At 66.7% G+C, this 17,500-nt stretch carries 16 protein-coding genes; 6 read left to right on the forward strand and 10 right to left on the reverse strand.

Annotated features, from left to right (window positions below):
• Positions 1 to 15 precede the first annotated feature (15 nt).
• Positions 16 to 750 carry a DUF72 domain-containing protein gene (locus tag BWQ92_RS13805; RefSeq protein ID WP_076800339.1) on the reverse strand — a complete coding sequence of 245 codons (735 nt, stop codon included), beginning with the start codon at positions 748 to 750 and terminating at the stop codon, positions 16 to 18.
• 9 nt (positions 751 to 759) lie between these two features.
• A complete protein-coding gene (locus tag BWQ92_RS13810) occupies positions 760 to 1,494 on the reverse strand; it encodes a GAF and ANTAR domain-containing protein (RefSeq protein WP_083706310.1) in 735 nt (244 codons plus the stop codon).
• 149 nt (positions 1,495 to 1,643) lie between these two features.
• On the opposite strand from BWQ92_RS13810, the gene BWQ92_RS13815 reads away from it, so the two are divergent.
• The 4 genes from BWQ92_RS13815 (at position 1,644) to BWQ92_RS13830 (ending at position 6,261) form a co-directional block, all read left to right on the forward strand.
• Positions 1,644 to 3,449, forward strand: coding sequence for a glycoside hydrolase family 15 protein (locus BWQ92_RS13815; protein WP_076800341.1), 1,806 nt, complete (start codon positions 1,644 to 1,646; stop codon positions 3,447 to 3,449).
• Between the two features lie 75 nt (positions 3,450 to 3,524).
• Positions 3,525 to 3,935, forward strand: coding sequence for a YegP family protein (locus BWQ92_RS24720; protein ID WP_236782957.1), 411 nt, complete (start codon positions 3,525 to 3,527; stop codon positions 3,933 to 3,935).
• Positions 3,935 to 4,630 (forward strand): HAD family hydrolase, encoded by a 696-nt coding sequence (locus BWQ92_RS13825; protein ID WP_076800343.1) that lies wholly within the window; start codon positions 3,935 to 3,937, stop codon positions 4,628 to 4,630. Before BWQ92_RS24720 ends, BWQ92_RS13825 begins: the two co-directional genes overlap by 1 nt.
• 74 nt (positions 4,631 to 4,704) lie before the next feature.
• Positions 4,705 to 6,261 carry an IS1182 family transposase gene (locus tag BWQ92_RS13830; RefSeq protein WP_076800345.1) on the forward strand — a complete coding sequence of 519 codons (1,557 nt, stop codon included), beginning with the start codon at positions 4,705 to 4,707 and terminating at the stop codon, positions 6,259 to 6,261.
• 256 nt (positions 6,262 to 6,517) lie between these two features.
• On the opposite strand, the gene BWQ92_RS13835 is transcribed toward BWQ92_RS13830, so the two are convergent.
• Complete coding sequence (locus BWQ92_RS13835; protein ID WP_236782959.1) at positions 6,518 to 6,814, reverse strand: hypothetical protein; 297 nt, start codon at positions 6,812 to 6,814, stop codon at positions 6,518 to 6,520.
• Between the two features lie 171 nt (positions 6,815 to 6,985).
• Between BWQ92_RS13835 and BWQ92_RS13840 the strand changes: the two genes are divergently transcribed.
• Complete coding sequence (locus BWQ92_RS13840; RefSeq protein WP_076800347.1) at positions 6,986 to 8,161, forward strand: zinc-dependent alcohol dehydrogenase; 1,176 nt, start codon at positions 6,986 to 6,988, stop codon at positions 8,159 to 8,161.
• Positions 8,162 to 8,253: 92 nt separating this feature from the next.
• Here BWQ92_RS13840 and BWQ92_RS13845 read toward each other — a convergent pair whose 3' ends face one another.
• The 6 genes from BWQ92_RS13845 to BWQ92_RS13870 form a co-directional block, all read right to left on the reverse strand.
• Positions 8,254 to 9,051 (reverse strand): SDR family oxidoreductase, encoded by a 798-nt coding sequence (locus tag BWQ92_RS13845; RefSeq protein WP_157365159.1) that lies wholly within the window; start codon positions 9,049 to 9,051, stop codon positions 8,254 to 8,256.
• A 20-nt stretch (positions 9,052 to 9,071) separates the two neighbouring features.
• Positions 9,072 to 9,428, reverse strand: coding sequence for a VOC family protein (locus tag BWQ92_RS13850; protein WP_076800351.1), 357 nt, complete (start codon positions 9,426 to 9,428; stop codon positions 9,072 to 9,074).
• A 133-nt stretch (positions 9,429 to 9,561) separates the two neighbouring features.
• On the reverse strand, positions 9,562 to 10,374 hold the full coding sequence (locus tag BWQ92_RS13855; protein ID WP_076800353.1) for a bifunctional allantoicase/(S)-ureidoglycine aminohydrolase: 813 nt from the start codon (positions 10,372 to 10,374) through the stop codon (positions 9,562 to 9,564).
• 10 nt (positions 10,375 to 10,384) lie between these two features.
• Positions 10,385 to 11,656, reverse strand: coding sequence for a DUF6986 family protein (locus tag BWQ92_RS13860; protein WP_076800355.1), 1,272 nt, complete (start codon positions 11,654 to 11,656; stop codon positions 10,385 to 10,387).
• 3 nt (positions 11,657 to 11,659) lie between these two features.
• Complete coding sequence (aceB, locus tag BWQ92_RS13865; protein ID WP_076800357.1) at positions 11,660 to 13,258, reverse strand: malate synthase A; 1,599 nt, start codon at positions 13,256 to 13,258, stop codon at positions 11,660 to 11,662.
• A gap of 23 nt (positions 13,259 to 13,281) precedes the next feature.
• Positions 13,282 to 14,736, reverse strand: a complete 1,455-nt coding sequence (locus BWQ92_RS13870; protein WP_076800359.1) for an NAD-dependent malic enzyme — start codon at positions 14,734 to 14,736, stop codon at positions 13,282 to 13,284.
• Between the two features lie 213 nt (positions 14,737 to 14,949).
• Here BWQ92_RS13870 and BWQ92_RS13875 point away from each other — a divergent pair, with 213 nt between their 5' ends.
• Complete coding sequence (locus tag BWQ92_RS13875; RefSeq protein ID WP_076800361.1) at positions 14,950 to 15,705, forward strand: IclR family transcriptional regulator; 756 nt, start codon at positions 14,950 to 14,952, stop codon at positions 15,703 to 15,705.
• Positions 15,706 to 15,836: 131 nt separating this feature from the next.
• Here BWQ92_RS13875 and BWQ92_RS13880 read toward each other — a convergent pair whose 3' ends face one another.
• Positions 15,837 to 17,318: a nucleobase:cation symporter-2 family protein gene (locus BWQ92_RS13880; protein ID WP_076800363.1), complete on the reverse strand. Its 1,482-nt coding sequence runs from the start codon at positions 17,316 to 17,318 to the stop codon at positions 15,837 to 15,839.
• Positions 17,319 to 17,500: the final 182 nt, after the last annotated feature.

The raw sequence follows: 17,500 nt of genomic DNA on the forward strand, positions 1-17,500 counted from the left end.
CCGGCCCGCACTCTGTTACTCGCCGTCTCCCAGCATCCCCCGCAGCGTGGCCGCATTGCGCACGGCGTTGCCGCCGCCGTCGTTATTGAAATAGGCGAAGACTTCCCGGCCCGAGCCGCGCCACTCACGGATCCTGTCCGCCCACCAGCGCAGGTCGTCGTCTGAGTAGGAGCCGCCGTACAGGTGCCGGTGGTCGGGCCCGTGCAGCCTGACGTAGACGAACGGTGCGGTGGCCTCCAGGTTGCAGGGCAGGTTGGCGCCGCTCATGACCGTGTATGCAGCCTGGTGCCGTTCAAGCAGGCCATACACCTCCGGCTGCTCCCAGCTCGGATGCCGGAACTCCACGGCCACGCGGATCCAGTCCGGCATGACGGCAAGGAAATAGTCCAGGCGGGCGTCATCGCGCGCCATGTCCGGAGGCAATTGGACCAGCAGCACCGCCCGCTTGTCGCCCAGCTCATGCCAGCACCGCGAGATCCGTTCGATCCAGACTTCGGGGGCATACAGCTTCTTGCCGTGGGTGAGCCCGCGCGGGGCTTTGACGGAGAGCGCAAAACCGGCCGGCAGCCTGGTCCGCCAGCCGGCAAAGGTGGTGTCCCGCGGCCAGCGGTAGAAGCTGGCGTTCAGCTCCACGGTGCTGAACCTTGCCACATAGTGCTGCAGCCGGTCGCGGGTGGGAAGCCCGGGCGGGTACAGCACATTTTCCCAGTGGTCATAGCTCCAGCCGGACGTGCCGATATGGGTCCTCATGTGGCGGACTCACTCGAAGTGGGTTGTGACGTTGCCGCCGCCGGCGGACTCCACGATGGCCGCAGCGACGTCGCGCAGCTTCAGGTTGCGCGTGCTGGACGCCGACTTGATGAGGTTGATGGCGTCCTCCTGGGTGCAGCGGTTCTGCGCAATGATGATGCCCACGGCCGTGTCAATGATGGTCCGCGATTCCATGGCCCGCCTCAGGTTGGCGGCGTTCTCGTTGCGCTGGGCCAGCATAACCGCGAGCCGGAGACCCTTGGAGGCCTGCCGCACATAGTTGACTGCCCGGTCCACGGCGGCGGCGTCAAAGACGTTTGGCTTCTCTGAGTACAGGTTCAGTCCCGCCCGGGCGTCGGCGCCGGGCAGCTCGAAAGGCACCGCCAGTACCGCACGTATGCCGTTCTTCAGCACGGTTTCGTTGTAGTCCGGAAATTCCGTGTCCAGCTCGAAGTCCGGAACGTGGACAACGACACCTTCCCGGCAGGAGCGAAGGCAGGGACCGTCGCCAAACTGGTACTGGAGTTCGTCCAATGCCTGGGCGTGCTTGCCGCTGCTGGCTACCGTGGCCGCCGAGCGGTGCCGCAGAAGGGTGATGCCACAATAGATCCGGCCGCGCGGTCCCGACATATTGTCCGCGGAGAACCGTGCAAGCTCCTCGAGGAAGTCCTGCACATCCTGGGTGTCCAGCAGCATCTCCTGGACGCGGCCCACCACGTCAGTCTCGTTCAGGCGACTATCCACGCAATGCTCCACTTCCGCCCGCCGAACCGGCGATTCCGGAAGGGCTGGGCAAGCTTATTTGGACAGGGCTCCGGCGGCCGCTCCGCCTAGCTTCAGGCTACACCCGGCTACCCCTCGTGCGGCGGGGCCGCCTGTGGCACTGTAAGGGCATGGTACGCATCGAGGATTATGCGATGGTCGGGGACCTGCACACCGGCGCCCTGGTCAGCACGGAAGGTTCGATTGACTGGCTGTGCCTGCCGCGCTTCGATTCGCCGGCGTGCTTCAATGCGATCCTGGACACCCCCGAATCCGGCCGCTGGCTCCTGGCCCCTGCCGGGGGAGGAGAATGCGCCCGGCGCCGCTACCGCCGGCACACGCTCATCCTGGAAACCGAATGGGAAACCGACGACGGCGCCGTCCGGGTCATCGACTTCATGCCGCCGCGCGACGAGGTGGCAGACATCGTGCGGATCGTGGTGGGCCTCCACGGGCACGTCCGAATGCGGTGCGAGCTGGCCCTGCGCTTCGACTACGGCCACATCATCCCCTGGGTGCGCAGGGACAGCCAGGGCCTGCATGCCATCGCCGGCCCGGATTCCGCCTATTTGGTGACCACCGCCCCCCTGCGCGGCGAACGCATGCACACGGTCAGCAACTTCACTGTCAAGGCCGGCGAGCGGGTGCCGTTCGTGCTGACGTGGGCGCCGAGCCATGTCCGCCGGCCGCGGTCCGTGGACGCCGAGGAAGTCCTGGACTCCACCGAGCGGTTCTGGCACGAATGGACCGATAAGTGCAAGGTGGCCGGACCGTACAAGGACGCCGTGCAGCGCTCGCTGATCACGCTCAAGGCATTAACCTACGCGCCAACCGGAGGGATCGTGGCAGCGGTGACCACGTCGCTGCCCGAACAGCTGGGCGGGCCGCGCAACTGGGACTACCGCTTCTGCTGGCTCCGGGACGCCACCCTGACGCTGCAGGCGCTGCTGGCCGCCGGCTACACCTCAGAGGCGGCCGCCTGGCGGGACTGGCTGCTGCGGGCAGTGGCAGGGGATCCGGCTGACCTGCAAATCATGTACGGAATCCACGGCGAACGCCGGCTTCCCGAGCTGGAACTTCCCTGGCTGTCCGGCTACGAGAAATCGGCGCCGGTCCGGGTGGGCAACGCAGCCGCGGGTCAGCTACAGCTGGATGTGTGGGGTGAAGTGCTGGATTGCCTTGCCCTGACCCGCAACTCACTGCTGAAGCACACCGACGAGGCCTGGGACGTCCAGGTGGCGCTGATGGAATACCTCGAGGGAGCCTGGGACCAGCCGGACAACGGGCTGTGGGAGATGCGCGGCCCGCGCCGCCATTTCACCCATTCCAAGGTGATGGCATGGGTCGCGGCGGACCGGATGGTCAAAGGGGTCCGGGACTCAGGGCTTCCCGGCCCCGCAGACCGCTGGGAGGAACTCCGCGACACCATCCATGCCCAGGTCATGGAGAACGGCTTCGACCCCGTCCGGAACACCTTCACGCAAAGCTACGGCCGGCCCGAGCTCGATGCCAGCCTGCTCCTCATTCCCCGGGTCGGGTTTCTGCCGCCCGACCATCCCCGAGTGGTGGGCACCATCGACGCCATCCAGCGTGAGCTGACGGAGGACGGCTTCGTGCTCCGGTACCGGCCCCAGGTGAGCGACGACGGCCTGCCCGGGGATGAGGGGGTATTCCTCGCCTGTTCCTTCTGGCTTGTGGAAGCACTGCTGGGTGCCGGCAGGCGCAGGGAGGCCACGGAACTGTTCGAGCGGCTACTGTCCCTGCGCAACGACGTCGGCCTCTTGAGCGAGGAATGGGGCGTCCAGAGCGGGCGGCATCTGGGGAACACCCCGCAGGCCTTCAGCCACTTCGCGCTGGTCACCAGCGCGCTGGAGCTGAACCAGCGCAAGCCCCGCCGAAGCGACAAACCACTCCCCGCAAAGGCCCGTACCGGGTGACGTCTCTCACCTTTGACGTTAGGTAAGTATACTTACTAACACCTCACCGAACGGTGAAGAAGGAGGAAGGCCTAAATGTCTGGATATTTCGAGTTGGTGGATGCTCCCGACGGCGGATACAGGATCCGGCTGCTGGACGGGACGGGGGCGCTGATGGCGGTGTCTGTCACCTTCCCGACGAAGCGTGCAGCGGTTGCGGGAATTGCGCAGGCGCGGGAGATCGCCGGAACCGGCCTGATCCGGGACCTCTGCAAGGATGCCGTCAAGCGGCCGGCCCAAAAGCGCCACATGAAGCCCTCCCGGCAGGCATTGAAGTCTGCGGTCAGTGCCGGTCATAGCTCACCGCTGGCTCCCCCGTCGCAGCGTAAGGTCTCACTGCAGGGCAACGCTGCCCCGCAAGGCAAAGTGTCCCCGCCGGGCAAAGTGTCCCCGCAAGGCAAGGCGATGCCGCAGCGCGTGCCCGCCCCGATGCTGGCCGAGCGCTGATGCGCATGAGAGGAACCGATCGCCGGAAGGGTGTCCTGTTCGATGTTGACGGGACGCTAATCGATTCCGCCTACATCCACACCCTCGCCTGGTGGCATGCGTTCCGCCAGTCCGGCTACGACGTGCCCATGGCCCGGATCCACCGCTGCGTGGGGATGGGCGGGGCGCGCCTGGTGGACACGCTGCTGCCGGACTCCCGGAACAAGGATGAGGTGGATGAGGCTGTCCTGTCCGCCCATTCGGGGGTTTTCGGCACATACTGGCCGTCGCTGAGGCCCCTCGACGGGGCCCGCGACCTGGTTGTGCAGTGCAGCGAGAGCGGGCTGGCGGTGGCGCTGGCCTCGTCCGCCAGGCAGCAGGACCTCACGGCGCTCCGGACGGCGTTGTCCGCGGATTCCTTCATTCACGCGGCAACCAGCGCCAACGACGCCGAAAACAGCAAGCCCGAGCCGGACATCCTTGTGGCCGCGCTGAAAGCTGTTGGGGTTGAGGCTTCGGAAGCTGTCTACGTCGGGGACGCGGTGTGGGATGTCATGGCCGCCAATGCCCTCGGCATGCCCACCATCGCGCTCACCTGCGGGGGAACCAGCGAAGCGGAGCTCCTGTCAGTCGGGGCGGCTGAGGTGTACGCGGGGCCGCGGGAACTGCTGGAGAACCTGGGCAGCAGCGCGATTGGAAAGCTGCTCGCCGCCTAGGAGACTGCTGAACTAATCGGCGGTAGTGGGGCGCGTCGGCTGGACTCGTGAGCTGGGTGGTTAAGACTGGGCTTATGCAGGGACGCGAAGACGCGCAGCGTGGGTATTTGGATGTGGAGGCGCTGGCCGGGGAGTTGTTGGCCCCGGGCAGCGTTTTCGCTTTTCTGGCCGCGGATCGGGGGCGGCTGTTCCCGGATTCAATGATGGAGGACCTGTTCCCGTCGCACCGGGGCAGGCCATCGGTTCCGGCCCCGGTGATCGGTTCGGTGCTGGTGCTGCAGGCATTGCTGGGTTTATCTGACCGGGAAACCGCCGAGGCTTTGACTTATGATCTGCGGTGGAAAGCCGCATGCGGGTACGGGCTCACTGATACGGCGTTTCACCCGAGCACGCTGACGTACTGGCGCAGGCGCTTGGCCGCCTCGAAGAACCCGCACCGGATCATGGAGGCCATCGCCGAAGTCGTCGCCGAGACCGGGGTGCTGAAGGGGAAGCGCCGGCGGGCGGTGGACTCCACGGTCCTGGACGACGCGGTCGCCAGGCAGGACACCATCACGCAGCTGATCGCGGGCATACGCCGTTTTGGCCGTGACGTCCCCGGCGGGCAGGATCTGATCACCACCCAGGCCACCGGGTATGACTACACCCGCACCGGCAAGCCTGACATCGCGTGGGATGACCGGGACGCAAAGGACGGGCTGATCTCGGCTCTGGTCACCGACGCCATGGCCCTGCTTGCGGCGGTCGATCCCGAGACCCTGGATGGCAGGGCCGCTGATGCGTACGCGCTGTTGGCCCTTGTCGCCGGGCAGGACGTGGAGCCAGCCGAGGATTCGGACGGGACGGACGGGCGGTGGAGGATCGCCCGGAAAGTCGCCCCGGACCGGATGATCTCCACCGTGGACCCGGACACCCGGCATGCGCATAAGACCCGGGAAGACCGCCGGGATGGCTACAAGGCCCACATCGTGATCGAACCGGACACCGGACTGGTGACCGCCGCGGCGCTCACCAAGGCCGCGGGCGAGGGTGCCACCGATGCCGAAGCCGGGGCCATGCTTTTGGAGCTGGACCAGACGATCACCACCGGCGTGCAGGTGCTGGCGGACTCGGCCTATGGAACCGGAGAACTGCTCAGGACCCTGGCCGCGGCCGGGCATACCGCCTTGATCAAGCCCAAGCCCCTGGCCCGGGCGATCGAGGGCGGATTCACGATTGATGACTTTACCTACGACCATCAGGCCGGAACGCTGACTTGCCCTAACGGGCTGGTGCGCGCGATCACCGCTAAGGGATATGTCACGTTCGGCGCAGGCTGCACCGGTTGCCCGCTGAAGTCCCGCTGCACGACCGCAGCCCGGGGCCGGAAAATTGAGCTGCATCCCGAGCACGCCCTGATGCGCGAGCACCGCACCGCAGCTCAAGAAAACAGCTTCCAGGCCGACTACACGCGTCACCGGCCCATGGTCGAACGCTCCATCGCGTGGCTCGTGAAAGACAACCGGCGCCTGCGCTACCGCGGAACCACGAAGAACCAAGCCTGGTGGCAATTGCGCATCGCCGCAGTGAACCTCAAACGCCTCCTGAAGCTCGGGCTCACCAGCGAACAGGGATCCTGGGCCATCGCCTGAAACCCGAAGCCAGAAGCCAGAAGCCAGAAGCAGGCCTCTCACGCCGGGCCGCAGACAACCCACCCACCCGATCAACAGGCGCCAAAGCCCGAAACCACCTAAAACGACCCAGTCCCGAAAACCCAGACAAGTGACAAAGGGCTGGCCCGGAACACATGAACGCCCCGGACCAGCCCTTCAAAAGCAATTAGTTCAGCAGTCTCCTAGGTTCCCCGGCCTGGGTTCGCTGGCAGGGAAACGTTCCCTGGCGGCCCGGTCAGGCGCCGGCCGTGTCAGCCCTGGTCTCGGTGGTTGTGAACCCGCCACCCTCGGGCTCATCGGCGTAGGACCCCTTGTTCCAGGACACCGCCACCGCGACGGAGCCGTCGTCGTTCCTGACAACCTCGGTGACCACATCCGACACCGACGCGCCCATGGCGAGGATCTTTGCACGGTACGTGGTCACCAGCTCCTCGAGGCTCGCCTCCGTCCATTCGCCGGGGCGCATGCGCGTGGAGATTTCCACCGGTTCGGGCTGGTACAGCGACATGATGTTGCCTTTCTTCAGGGGCACGGTCGGTTCCTACGCTAGGAGCGTTCCGGGCCGGAGACAAGAGAAAAGCAAGTGTGCTTACTTTTCGCCTTTGCGGCCCGCTAGGATTGATAAGCATACTGATCTTCACATCCGGACCAGGGCACGTTACGGTCGAATGGACGCGACGTGCAGCGACAGGAAGGCATTCCATTGAAGGCTCTGACTTGGCAAGGCAAGCGCTCGGTGAGCGTGAAGGAAGTACCGGATCCCGTCATCCAGGAGCCCACGGATGCGATCGTGCGGATCACGTCGTCTGCGATCTGCGGCTCCGACCTCCACCTGTACGAGGTGCTTGGCCCCTACATGCACAAGGACGACGTGCTGGGCCATGAGCCCATGGGCATCGTGGAGGAGGTGGGCAGCGCCGTCACCAACCTCAAAAAGGGGGACCGCGTCGTCGTTCCCTTCAATATTTCCTGCGGCCACTGCTACATGTGCTCCCAGGGCCTGCAGTCACAGTGTGAAACCAGCCAGGTCCGGGAAAAGAACTCCGGCTGTGCGATTTTCGGATACTCCGAGCTGTACGGGTCTGTCCCCGGCGGGCAGGCGGAGTACCTGCGGGTGCCGTTTGCTGACTATGGCCCCGTCAAGGTGGGACAGGAGCTGCCGGACGAGCGCTACCTGTTCCTCTCGGACATCCTTCCCACCGCCTGGCAGGCAGTGAAGTACGCTGATGCCCCGGCCGGCGGGACGCTGGCGGTCTTCGGGCTCGGCCCGGTGGGGCAGTTCACGTCGCGGATCGGCAACTATTTCGGCCAGCGCGTCATCGCTGTGGATCCCGTGCCGGACCGCCGCGAGATGGCGGCGCGCCACGGCGTCGAGGTTTTGGACTATTCCAAGGGCATTGCGGACGAACTGCGGGAGATGACCGGCGGCAGGGGCCCGGATGCGGTGGTCGACGCCGTCGGCATGGAGGCACACGGCTCGCCGGTGGCGGGATTCGCGCACCAGGCACTCGGACTCCTCCCCGACAAGGTGGCCCAGAAAGCCATGGAAACCGCCGGCGTGGACAGGCTGGCCGTGGTCCACGCGGCCATCGATTCAGTCCGGCGCGGCGGCACGGTTTCCCTGAGCGGTGTCTACGGCGGCACGGCCAGCCCCATGCCGCTGCTCACCATGTTCGACAAGCAGATCCAGCTGCGCATGGGCCAGTGCAACGTCCGCCGGTGGACTGACGAACTGCTTCCCATCGTGGAGGACGACGCCGACCCGCTGGGCGTGATGGATCTGGTCACCCACACCGCGGGGCTGGCCGAGGCGCCGGAGCTCTACGAAAAATTCCAGAAGAAGGAGGACGGCTGCATCAAGGTTGTCCTCAAGCCCTGACGGGCTACCAGACGCCGGGCTTCAGCAGCGAGGTCCGGGAAAGCGGCCGGCGGGAGCACTCTCCCGCCGGCCGCCTTCCGTTCCGGCTCTTCCTACTGCTCGCGCCACTCGTGGCCGGTGATGTGGGAGCCGGCCTGCGGCCCCATCTGGAGCATGCCGCCGTCGACCGCCCACGACGCCCCGGTGACGTAGCTCGACGCCGGTGACGCGAGGAAGGCGATGACGGCGGCCACCTCGCGCGCATCGCCCGGCCGGCCCAGCGGAACACCCGGCCGGTCCACCTGGTGCGGATCCTCGTCCGTCTGGCCGGTCATCGGCGTCGCGATTTCTCCGGGGGCCACGGAGTTGGCGGTGATGCCGTGGCTTCCCAGCTCCAGTGCAATGGTCTTGATGAGCCCGCCCAGTCCGTGCTTGGACGCGTCGTAGGCGGACGAACCCACGCGGGGCTGCGTCTCGTGGACGCTGGTCACGGCGATGATGCGGCCGCCCCGCCCGGCGTCGACCATCCGGCGGGCCGCCGCCTGGATGCAAAGGAAGGCGCCGTTGAGGTTGGTGTCCAGCGTTTTAGCCCAGGTCTCATAGTTCAGCTGGAGGAACTTGGTGCCGTCGCCTGTGCCTGAGTTGTTGACGAACACGTCAACTCCGCCCAGGTCCTCGGCCAGGCTATCGATGACATCCGCGCAGGTCAGGAGGTCGGTGGTGTCGAGCTGCCGGACCACCGCGTTCCGGCCAGCCGCCCGGACCTCCCGGGCCGTCCGCTCGGCACCGTCCTGGTCCGAATGCCAGGTGATGCCGACGTCAAGGCCGGCCCTGGCCAGCGCCACCGCGGTTGCCCGGCCGATCCCTGAATCGCTGCCGGTGACGATGGCGGTACGTGGCGAAAATTCCATGGTGCGTCCTTTCGGGGGCATCAGGCGGCCGCATCCACCACGCAGAAGCGGTTGCCGTCGGGGTCTTCCAGCACGATGAAGTCGGGGTCGTCCGGATAGGAGTCCCAGTCCACGCGGGATGCCCCGAGTTCGACGAGGCGTTCCACCTCGGCTGCCTGGTCATCGGCGTAGAGGTCCAGGTGGAGGCGCGGGTGGGGCTGCACGGCGGTTTCGCTGAGCATGAGGGCGAGCCGGGCGCCGTCGCCCTTCTGCGGGATGAGCACCACCCAGGTTTCGTCGCCGTCTTCCCGGGGGACGTAGCCGAGGGCGTCGCACCAGAAGGCAGTGGCGCGGGCGACGTCGTTGACGCCAAGGACAGTCGTTCCGATCGTCAGCATGCCTTCATGCTTCCGCGCCCCCGGTTGTGGCGCAAGGGGTAGGGCTGATTAGCGAAGTCGCCGGAAACGCACGAAATCGCCGGAAGCCTGCGGCGAACTGGCAGGCTTCCGGCGATCTCGGTGGCAGAGGCGGCTAGGTCAGGCGGACCTGGCGGTTCATGTCCTTGTAGAGCAGGTAGCGGAACTCGCCCGGGCCGCCGGCGTAGCAGGCCTGCGGGCAGAAGGCGCGGAGCCACATGAAGTCGCCGGCCTCCACCTCCACCCAGTCGTTGTTGAGCAGGTACATGGCCTTGCCCTCCAGGACGTACAGGCCGTGCTCCATCACGTGGGTCTCCGGGAACGGGATCACGCCGCCCGGCTGGAACGTTACGATGTTCACCTGCATGTCGTGGGCCAGGTCGCTGGAATCGGTGAAGCGGGTGGTCTTCCAGACGTCGTTGGTGTCCGGCATCGAAGTCGGCTCCACGTCCTTCTCGTTGGTGACGAAGGACTTGGCCTCGTACCCTTCAAGGCGTTCATAGGCCTTGCGGATCCAGTGGAAGGACACGATGTCCTCCGAAACGTTCTCCAGCCCCCACTGCGCCCCGGCGGCGAGGTAGGCGTAGCCGCCCTCCTCGAGCTGGTGCAGTTCGCCGTCGAGGGTCAGGTTGACCGTGCCCTTGGTGACGAAGATGACGCCCTCGACGCCCTCCTCGAATTCGGCCCGGGGCGCCCCGCCGCCCGGTCCGATCTCGACGATCAGCTGGGAGAACGTGGTGGCGAAGCCGGAGATCGGGCGCGCAATGATCCAGGAGCGGGTGTTGGAGAAGCCGGGGAGGTTGCTCGTCACGATGTCGGTCAGCACGCCCTTCGGGATGACCGTGTAGGCCTCCGTGACGATGGCGCGCTCGGTGGTGAGGTGGGTCTGCGGCGGCAGGCCGCCTTCGGGATAGTAGTACTTGCCCATGTCTGGATCCTTAGTTTGAAGTTGTGGTGAGGCGGGGGTGGGCCAGCGACGTGAGCTGGGGGAGTCCGACGCCGGCAAGCGCCTGCACTTCCTCGGCACCGACCGCTCCGCACTGCACGCCGCGCAGGACGAACGCTGCGAGTGCGCGGGCGGTGGCCGGCTCATCCATGACGCCGCCTTCCGTCTGCTCCACGTAGTTCCGCAGCCGCCCGGCCGCGGCCGGAAGGCCCTGGCGGTAGAAGGCATACGTGGCCGCGAAGCGGCTGGGCAGCTGGGCCGGGTGCAGGTCCCAGCCCTGGTAGAAACCCCGCTCCAGGGAACGGCGCACCAGGCGGCCGTGCAGCTGCCAGGCATTTTCGACGTTGTCGCCCACGGGAATGATGTTGGTGGACCCGTCCGAGAGCCGGATGCCGGTGCCGGCCACAGCGAGCTGCATGACCTCCTTGGCGAAATCCGCTACCGGGTGCTCCATCGACTGGTATTCCGCCGAAATCTGCAGGGAAGCGGAGTAGTCGTAGGTGCCGTAGTGCAGCCCGCTGATCCGGCCGGGGACCGCGTGCGGCAGCTGCGCCACCGGGGAGGTCCCCTCCGGGCCGAGGATGAGCTGCGGGGTTTCCACCTGCACCTCGAACCGGAGCCGGCCGGCGGGGAGCGAATGGATTTCCTCGAGCCGGGAGACGGCGTAGTCCATGGCCTGGACCTGCGCCACGGTGGTGACCTTGGGCAGGGTCAGGACCAGGCCCGCGGGCAGTTCGCCCGCCGCGGCCAGGCCGGTGACGAACAGGTCGAGGGTGCGCAGCCCGCGGGCGCGGGTGGGCGCCTCGAAGCACTTGAACCGGATGCCGATGAACGGCGGCGCGGAGCCGGCCGAAACTGCGGCGGCCACCGCGGACGCCGCGGCAACGGCGGCGGCGTCCTCGGCGTCGTCGCCCCGGTCCCCAAAGCCGTCCTCGAAGTCGAGCCGGAGATCCTCGATCGGCTCGGTGCCCAGCTTCGTCTCCACCCGGGAGGCGACTGCCTCGGCGAGGTCGGCGTCCTGGCCCAGCAGCGAACCGAGCCGGGCCAGCCCGCCGTGGGCGGCCGCCGTCGACAGCGCCTGGTTTCCCCAGTCGGCGGCGAGCGACGGCGTGAACCGGTCAGCGGGGACGTACACCGTGTGCACCGGCTGGCGGGAGCCGTCGTCGCCCGGGTAGTTCTGCTCGAGCAGCCGGTCGGTGTCCGCCAGCTGCCCGTCGATCCGGGCCAGATCCGCCGCGGTCAACGAGGTTTCGGGTACCGCCATGCCTCAGCCCACCAGTTCGTAGGCGGGGGTGGTGAGGAAGTCGGTGTAGTCCTCGGAGAGGCAGATGTCGCCGATCAGGGCGCTGGCGGGCTGGTAGTACCGGGCGAAAGCCTCCTCGCCCACCTCGCCGCGCAGCTTCTCGGTTTCCTCGGCCAGGATCCGGGTGACGAGTTCACGGGTGACCTTGTTCCCGGTGTCGGCGAGGACCACCTCGTTGCGGATCTGCTGCCAGACCTGCGAACGGGAGATTTCCGCCGTTGCGGCATCCTCCATCAGGTTGTGGATGGCCACCGCGCCGTTGCCGGAGATCCAGACGGCGGTGTATGCCACCGCGACATAGAGGTTCAGGCGGAGGCCGGCTTCCGTGACCTGGCCTTCGGCGGAGGCGATGTCCAGCAGCTGGCCGGCCGTGACCGAGACCTCGGGACGCTGCTTGTCCAGCTGGTTGGGCTTGTCCCCGAGGACGGAGTCGAACACCTCCCGGCAGACGGGCACGAGGTCCGGGTGGGCGACCCACGAGCCGTCGAAGCCGTCGTTCGCCTCGCGGGTCTTGTCCGCACGGACCTTTTCAAAGGCCTGCGCGGTGACCTCGGGTTCGCGGCGGTTGGGGATGACGGCAGCCATGCCGCCCATCGCGAACGCACCGCGGTGGTGGCAGGTCTTGACCAGCAGTTCGGTGTAGGCCCGCATGAACGGTGCCGTCATGGCCACGGTGGCCCGGTCCGGCAGTACGAAGCTGGAACCGGCGTCGCGGAAGTACTTGATGATGCTGAACAGGTAGTCCCAGCGGCCGGCGTTCAGGCCCGAGGCGTGGTCCCGCAGCTCGTAGAGGATCTCGTCCATCTCGAACGCAGCCGGGATGGTTTCGATCAGGACCGTGGCGCGGATGGTGCCCTGGCCGAGGCCGAGGAAGTCCTGGGCGAAGACGAACACGTCGTTCCACAGGCGGGCCTCGAGGTGGCTCTCCATCTTCGGCAGGTAGTAATACGGACCGTGGCCGTTGAGGACCAGCTGCTTGGCGATGTGGAAGAAGTGCAGGCCGAAGTCCACTAGCGCGCCGACGGCGGGTTCGCCGTCGAGCAGCAGGTGCCGCTCCTCCATGTGCCAACCGCGGGGGCGTGCCACCACGACGGCCAGCGGGGCGTCGGTGCGGAGCCGGTATTCCTTGCCCTCGGGCGAGGTGTAGCTCAGCGTCCCGGTGGCGGCGTCACGGAGGTTGAGGATGGCGTCGATGACGTTGCCCCAGGTGGGGGTGCTGGCGTCCTCGAGGTCGGCGAGCCACACCTTGGCGCCGGAGTTCAGGGCGTTGATGGCCATCTTGGCCGGCGAAGCCGGCCCGGTCATCTCAACCCGGCGGTCCTGCAGGGCCGCAGGTGCCGGCGCAACCTTCCAGTCGCCGTCGCGCACGTCCTTGGTCTCCGGCAGGAAATCCAGGCTGCCGGTCCGGGCCACCTGCTCACGCTTGGCCTTGCGGGCCTCGAGCAGCTCGCCGCGGCGCCCGGCGAAGCGCTTGTGCAGCTCCTCCACGAACGCGAGGGCCTTCGGGGTCAGAATCTCCTCAGCACGCTCGATCGGCCGGGGGTCTGTGACTGTGATAGCCATTGTGGGTCCTTTCCAGGGCTGATTCAGGCGTTGGCGAGAGCCGCGTCCGCGGGCGCTGCTTCCGTGGGTGCTGCGTGTGCGGTCCGAACACCGGCGGCCGCGTGTGCGGCGTGCGCTACCGCACTGGCGACGTCGGCGGCCACGTGGGGATCGAAGACGCTGGGGATAATGTAGCTCGCATTCAGTTCGTCGTCAGCAACCCGGTTGGCGATTGCCTCGGCGGCGGCCACCAGCATCTCCGGAGTGATGTCCGATGCCCCGGCGTCCAGCAGGCCCCGGAAGAAGCCCGGGAAGGCCAGGACGTTGTTGATCTGGTTCGGGAAGTCGCTGCGGCCGGTGGCCACCACCGCGGCGTGCTTGGAGGCGACTGCCGGGTCGATCTCCGGCGTCGGGTTGGCCATGGCGAAGACGATCGCGTCCTTGGCCATGGAGGCAACCTGCTCCTCGCCGATCACGTGCGGGGCGCTGACGCCGATGAAGACGTCGGCCCCCTTGAGGGCCTCGTGCAGCGTGCCGGAGAAGCCTTCTTCGTTGGTGTTGGCCGCGATCCAGGTGCGGTGCTCGTCGTCGTACTTCTCGCCCGAGTGGATGGCGCCGGAACGGCCGGCGGCGATGATGTGCTGCGCGCCCTGGGCCTTGAGGAGCTGGATGATTGCCGAACCCGCGGCGCCGACACCGGAAACCACGATCCGGACGTCGGCGAGCTTCTTGCCGACGACGCGCAGTGCGTTGACCAGGGCTGCCAGTGTGACGATCGCGGTGCCGTGCTGGTCGTCGTGGAAGACCGGGATGTCCAGTTCCTCGCGGAGCCGGTTCTCAATCTCGAAGCAGCGCGGGGCGGCGATGTCCTCGAGGTTCACGCCGCCGTAGACCGGTGCCATGGCCTTGACGATCCGAATGATTTCCTCGGTGTCCTGGGTGTCCAGGCAGACCGGCCAGGCGTCGACGTTGGCGAACTGCTTGAACAGCGCGGCCTTGCCCTCCATGACCGGCAGTGCAGCCGCGGGGCCGATGTTGCCGAGGCCGAGGACGGCGGAACCGTCGGTGACCACGGCGATGGTGTTGCGCTTGACCGTGAGGTTCCGGGCGGCGTCGGGGTTTTCGGCGATGGCGAGGCAGACGCGGGCGACGCCGGGGGTGTAGGCGCGGGAGAGGTCGTCGCGGTTGCGCAGCGCGACCTTCGGGACCACCTCGAGCTTGCCGCCGAGGTGCATCAGGAAGGTGCGGTCGGAAACGTTGCGCACGGTGACGCCGTCGAGCGCGTTGAGCGCATCCTTCACGCGGTCCGCGTGGTCCTGGTCCGTGGTGTTGCAGGTGACGTCGACAACGAGCGTCTCGTGGTGGGACTCGGTGACGTCCAGCGCCGTGATCGCTGCTCCGGCCGCACCGACGGCGGCCGCGAGCTCGCTGGTGGCCGTGAAGCTCGACGGCGCCTCCACGCGCAGGGTGATTGAGTTTCCGGGGCTCGGGTTCGCCATTGAATGTCCTCCTGGTTGGGCCTGCCGCTGGGGCGGGCCGGTCTGCTGAATGTTTTCGTATTATGGATATTATTATTCTCTTTGTGGAAATTCAAGCCCCTGGTTACTTCCATCGACGGGGTGCGGCGGCTTGCTGTATCTTTGGCTGTCTAAGCAACTTTTTTCACGATGCGGATAAGAGTTGTCGTATTCGAGGCAACAGGAGAGTGCTACATGGCTGAAAAGGCCACCGGAGGCGTGCAGTCCGTTGAGCGCGTCTTTGAACTTTTGGAACTGATCACGGACGCCGGCGGCGACGTGACGCTCAGCGAGCTCTCCTCCTCCACGGACCTGCCCCTGCCGACGATCCACCGGCTGCTGCGCACGCTCGTGGCCCTGGGTTACATCCGCCAGCTGCCCAACCGCCGCTATGCCCTCGGCCCGCGGCTGATCCGGCTTGGCGAAGGCGCCAACAAGCAGCTCGGGGCCCTGGCACGGCCGCAGCTGAAGTCCCTCGTGGACCGGCTGGGGGAGACGTCCAACATGGCCGTGCTGGACTCGGACATGGTGATCTACGTGGCCCAGGTGCCGTCGCTGCACTCCATGCGCATGTTCACCGAGGTGGGCCGCCGGGCCCACACCCACGACACCGGCGTCGGCAAGGCGATCCTGGCGCAGCTGGATGATGAGGTGGTGCGCGGCATCGTGACCCGCACCGGCATGCCCACGCCCACGGCCAAGAGCATCGGCGACTTCGATTCCCTGATCGCGGACCTGAACCGGATCCGGGAACGCGGCTACTCGATCGACGAGGAGGAGCAGGAGCTCGGCGTTCGCTGCTTCGCCATGGCCGTGCCCAACGCTCCGACACCCACCGCCATCTCCGTCTCCGGGCCGGTCTCCCGCGTGGACGACTCCTTCGCCGAGCGCGCGGTCCCGCTCCTCCGCCAGGCGGCCCAGGCCATCTCGGACGAGCTCAACCAAAACTGACGCCCTTTCCCAAACTGGCCTCCCGCCGTCGTTCTTTCATCCCGCGGACCCGCCCGAGCGCGAACGTACACTTGTGGCCCCAATTCTCTGCAGAAATGGGGCCACAAGTGTACGTTCGCGCCTATGGGTCGCTAGTGCTCAGACGTTGAGGACGCCTGGATGGGGACTTCCTTGCCGTCGCAGTCGATCAGCTTCCCGCCTTCGAAGCGGTCGCCGTCCATCAGGCACTTGATGTCCTGTTCCTGGACCACCCGCTCAGTGCCTGCGACGAACACCGACTGGTTGTCCGAGTTGCCGGCCTTGAGGTGGTTGAAGAGCAGGTTCAGCAGGATGGCCATGACCGCTGCCGAGCTGATGCCGGAGTGGAAGATGGTGCTGAACCAGGACGGGAACTGGTCATAGAAGGCCGGTGCCGCGATCGGGATCATGCCGAAGCCGATGGACGCGGCGACGATGATCAGGTTCATGTTGTTGCGGTACTCCACCTTGGAGAGGGTCCGGATGCCGCTGGCGGCAACAGTTCCAAAGAGTACGACGCCGGCACCGCCCAGGACGGGCGTCGGCACCGCCGCGACCACCCGGCCAAGGATCGGAAGGAGGCCGAGGATGACCAGGATGAGGCCGCCGGCGCTCACGACGAACCGGCTCTTGACGCCGGTGATGGCCACGAGGCCCACGTTCTGGGCAAAGGCGCTCTGCGTGAAGGAGTTGAAGAGCGGGGAGATGGCGCTGGAGAGCATGTCGGCCCGGAGGCCGTCGCCGATCCGCTTGGAATCGACCTTGGTGCCCACGATCTCGCCCACGGCGATGATGTCCGCGGACGTTTCGGTGAGCGTCACCAGGATGACGATCAGCATGGAGATGATGGCCGCGATCTCGAACGTCGGGGGACCGAAGGCGAACGGCGTGGGGAAGGCGACGATTTCACCCTGGCCCACCTTGGAGAAGTCGGCCATCCCGAAGACGAACGCAATGCCGGTTCCCAGCACCATCGCCAGGAGGATGGACAGCCGGGAAATGGCGGCGTTGCCCACCTTGCTGAGCAGCAGCACGATGGCCATGGTGGCGGCGGCAAGGCCGATGTTGGCCATGCTGCCGTAGTTGGGGGCCGACTTGTTGCCGCCCATGGCCCAGTTGGCGGCCACGGGCATCAGTGTGAGGCCGATGGTGGTGATCACCGTGCCCGTGACGACCGGCGGGAAGAACTTGATGATCTTGGAGAACAGGGGTGTGATCAGCAGGCCGATCAGGGAGGCCGCGATCACGGAACCGAAGACAGCCTGAATGCCGCCACCGCCGTGGACAATCGCCACCATGGTGGAGACGCCGGCAAAGGAGACGCCCTGGACGAGCGGGAGCTGGGAGCCGAAGAAGCGGATACCGACGGTCTGGAGGATCGTGGCCAGGCCGCCTACGAAGAGGCAGGCCGCGATGAGCAGGCCGATGTCCTGGGATGACATGCCGGCCGCGGCGCCGATGATGAGGGGCGGGGCGATGATGCCGCCGTACATGGTGAGGACGTGCTGGAACCCGTAGGCGAAAGTGCTGCCGATGGAGAGGCGCTGGTCTTCCGGGCGGGTTGCCGCTGGGCGGCTTTTCTTGGTGATGTTCATGGCAGACTTTCTTGGTTCATGGCAGACGTCTTCGTCTGGCTAACAGTGTCTGGCTAACAATTTGAGTCTTGCGGCGTGTGGCCCGAGCTGTGGATGGGGCTTGGCTGTGGAGTTTCCGTCCACTCATTGGTGCTTGGGGGCGGCGCTGAGGCCGCGGTATCTGTACAAAAACTCGGGGGGCT

The sequence above is a fragment of the Arthrobacter sp. QXT-31 genome, from assembly GCF_001969265.1.
Classification (GTDB): Bacteria; Actinomycetota; Actinomycetes; order Actinomycetales; family Micrococcaceae; genus Arthrobacter.